At 31.0% G+C, this 3,024-nt stretch carries 3 protein-coding genes; all 3 read left to right on the plus strand.

Features of this window, described 5'->3' with window-relative positions; all coding sequences use genetic code 11:
• Window positions 1-991, plus strand: a 991-nt coding sequence (locus PHC28_RS17515) for an amino acid permease (protein WP_300103554.1), incomplete at its 5' end; no start/stop codon positions are given.
• Window positions 992-1,127: 136 nt separating this feature from the next.
• Window positions 1,128-2,435, plus strand: coding sequence for an MFS transporter (locus PHC28_RS17520; protein WP_300103561.1), 1,308 nt, complete (start codon window positions 1,128-1,130; stop codon window positions 2,433-2,435).
• Between the two features lie 254 nt (window positions 2,436-2,689).
• A partial coding sequence (locus PHC28_RS17525; protein WP_300103557.1) for an LON peptidase substrate-binding domain-containing protein occupies window positions 2,690-3,024 on the plus strand: 335 nt, incomplete at its 3' end.

Genomic DNA, 3,024 nt, shown 5'->3' on the forward strand with positions numbered 1-3,024 from the left:
TGTTGCCATTGCCCTGGTTTTAACCGGAATGGTGCGTTACAATGAATTGAATGTTGGAGATCCTCTTGCATTTGTTTTCGATAAATTAAACTTAAAATGGATGTCGGGAATTATTGCCGTAAGTGCAGTTATTGCAATGGCGAGTGTTTTGTTAGTTTTTCAAATGGGGCAACCAAGAATTTGGATGAGTATGAGTCGTGATGGTTTATTACCAAAAAAGTTTTCGACTATACATCCAATATACAAAACGCCATCTTACGCAACAATCGTTACCGGTTTTGTGGTTGCTGTTCCAGCATTGTTTTTAAACTTGACGATGGTAACTGATTTGTGTAGTATTGGAACTTTATTTGCCTTTGTTTTGGTTTGCGCTGGAGTTTTGGTATTGCAAAATAAACCGAATATTCCTAGAGGAAAATTCAAAACTCCTTATGTAAATTCAAAATATGTAATGCCGTTTTTGATTATTATTGGACTCGTTTTTTCTTTTGGTTACAACAAAACGGCAACAATGGATTTCTTGACAAACGAAAGACAAATTAATACACCTGAAACCATTGTTACTTCTTTGAATAAAGAAAAATCAAAAGAAGTATTTGATTTCATTTCGAATAATTATGCTGATAAAAAGGTTGCTTCTGAAGATTTAGAAGTAGTTTTAAGCGGATTTCAAGCTGATGAAACTCAATACAAAACTGTCGTAAATTCATTGCCAATAGATAATTCATTAAAATACGAAAGTGGTTTCAGTCTTTTTAAACATAAAATCCCGATGTGGATTTTCTTGATAGTTTTGATAGGATTAACAGTTTGGTCAAACCGACAAAATTTATCCTTAATTCCATTATTAGGTTTAATTTGCTGTTTGTATATGATGGCTGAATTAAGTGTTTGGAACTGGTTGTATTTCACAATTTGGTTGATTATAGGACTTTTAATTTATTTTGGTTTCAGCCGTAAAAACAGTAGATTGAATTTGAAGGAAGCATAAAATTTTCAAAGTTTAAAATTATTTATTTGCCAAAGATTCCAAAAGGAATTTTTGGCAAATTTTTTTTATGATTGAAAGTGAATTGTATTTTTATGAATGGTTTTTAACTATATTTGAAAACAATAAAATGGCAAAAATGGAAAATTTATCAAAAGGAAGTCCTAAATTAATCAATGCTTGGGCATTTTATGACTGGGCAAATTCAGTTTATTCGTTAGTAATCTCCACAGCCGTATTCCCCATCTACTATGAGTCGGTAACAAGTTCGAATGGTGGAATGGTAAATTTTATGGGAACTGACTTCCACAATTCTACATTGTTGTCGTATTCTTTGTCATTTTCGTTTTTGATTGTTGCTTTTTTGTCTCCAATATTATCTGGGATTGCAGATTATACGGGGAATAAAAAGCGATTTATGCAGTTTTTCTGTTATTTAGGTTCACTGGCTGTGATGAGTTTATTTCTCTTTAAAGACCAAAACACTTTATGGATTGGGATATTGGGAACAATACTAGCAAGTATTGGTTTTTGGTCAAGTATTGTTTTTTATAATTCTTATTTGCCCGAAGTTGCTTTTCCTGAACAACACGATAGAGTGAGCGCCAAAGGATTTATGTATGGTTATTTTGGGTCGGTAATTTTATTGACTTTTAATTTAACGATGGTAATGAAACCCGAATGGTACGGAATTATTGATCCCACTTTACCAGCGAGACTTTCATTTTTGTCTGTTGGAATTTGGTGGATGGGTTTTGCACAAGTTACCTTTTATTATTTACCCAATAATGTTTATAATAAAAAACCTCGAAAAGATTTTATTTTCAAAGGCATTCGTGAATTAGCAACTGTTTTTAAAGGTTTAAAACAGCATTTTTTCTTAAAACAATTTTTGACGGCTTTTTTCTTATATAGCATTGGTGTTCAAACCATCATTTTATTTGCAGGGATTTATGGAAAAATAGAATTAGGCATTGAAACAAGTCAATTAATTATCACCATTTTAGTAATTCAATTAGTTGCCATATTTGGAGCTTATATATTTGCAAAAATTTCAGAAAGAATTGGAAATATTAAAACACTAAAACTTATTATTGCGATATGGGGTTTAATTTGTTTTGCGGTATATTTATTAAATAAGGAAAGTAAATATATTGATTTACAATTTTATTCTGTTGCAGCTGCCATAGGGATGGTATTTGGAGCCATTCAATCTTTGTCACGTTCCACTTATTCTAAATTGTTGCCCGAAACTGAAGATCACGCTACTTATTTCAGTTTTTACGATGTTACCGAGAAAATAGCTATAGTTTTAGGGACTTTTATTTTTGGTTTTGTATTATCTATGACTAATTCGATGCGAAATTCTATTTTCATTCTCGCTATTTTCTTTTTGCTAGGCTACATTGTTTTGAGCTTTATGAAGAAAACAGAATATGTTGAATAATTTCGATTAACCAACTTATTTATACAACAAACTATTGTTTTAGAGCTCAATTTTTATCAAATAGAATATTAATGAATCCTTGATCTAAAAGGAAAATATGCAGATTGCATTTATTTTGGCATAATGATTGTCTTTTTTTAGCGTTATGCGAATATTGTGCCTTCTACATCTATTTTATTTATTATTGTAGTGTTTCTGCCCTTTATTTTCATTGAAATGAATAAATCTAATGACAAAAAGACTTAAATAAAACTATGTCAAATCATAAAATACTTACCCTTGACAATCTGTCACTTCAAGAATTTGATTCGGAAACTGATTTAATACCTTTATTGACTCCAGAAGATGAGGAGGAAATGAACAACGAAGAATTACCTGAATCACTTCCCATTTTATCCTTAAGAAATATGGTTTTATTTCCAGGAGTTGTGATTCCAATAACTGCTGGACGCGATAAATCCATAAAATTAATTAATGATGCTTATGCATCTGGAAAAACAATTGGGGTTGTTGCTCAGAAAAATGAAGAAGTTGAAGATCCTACTAAAAATGATATTCACAAGATAGGAACAGTTGCACAAATATTGCG

The sequence above is a fragment of the Flavobacterium sp. genome (genome assembly GCF_028712645.1).
Lineage (GTDB): Bacteria > Bacteroidota > Bacteroidia > Flavobacteriales > Flavobacteriaceae > Flavobacterium.

Bases quoted from the DNA above. Each gene is read 5' to 3' on its own strand.
- PHC28_RS17520 (WP_300103561.1), top strand. From the start codon at position 1,128: ATGGAAAATTTATCAAAAGGAAGTCCTAAATTAATCAATGCTTGGGCA.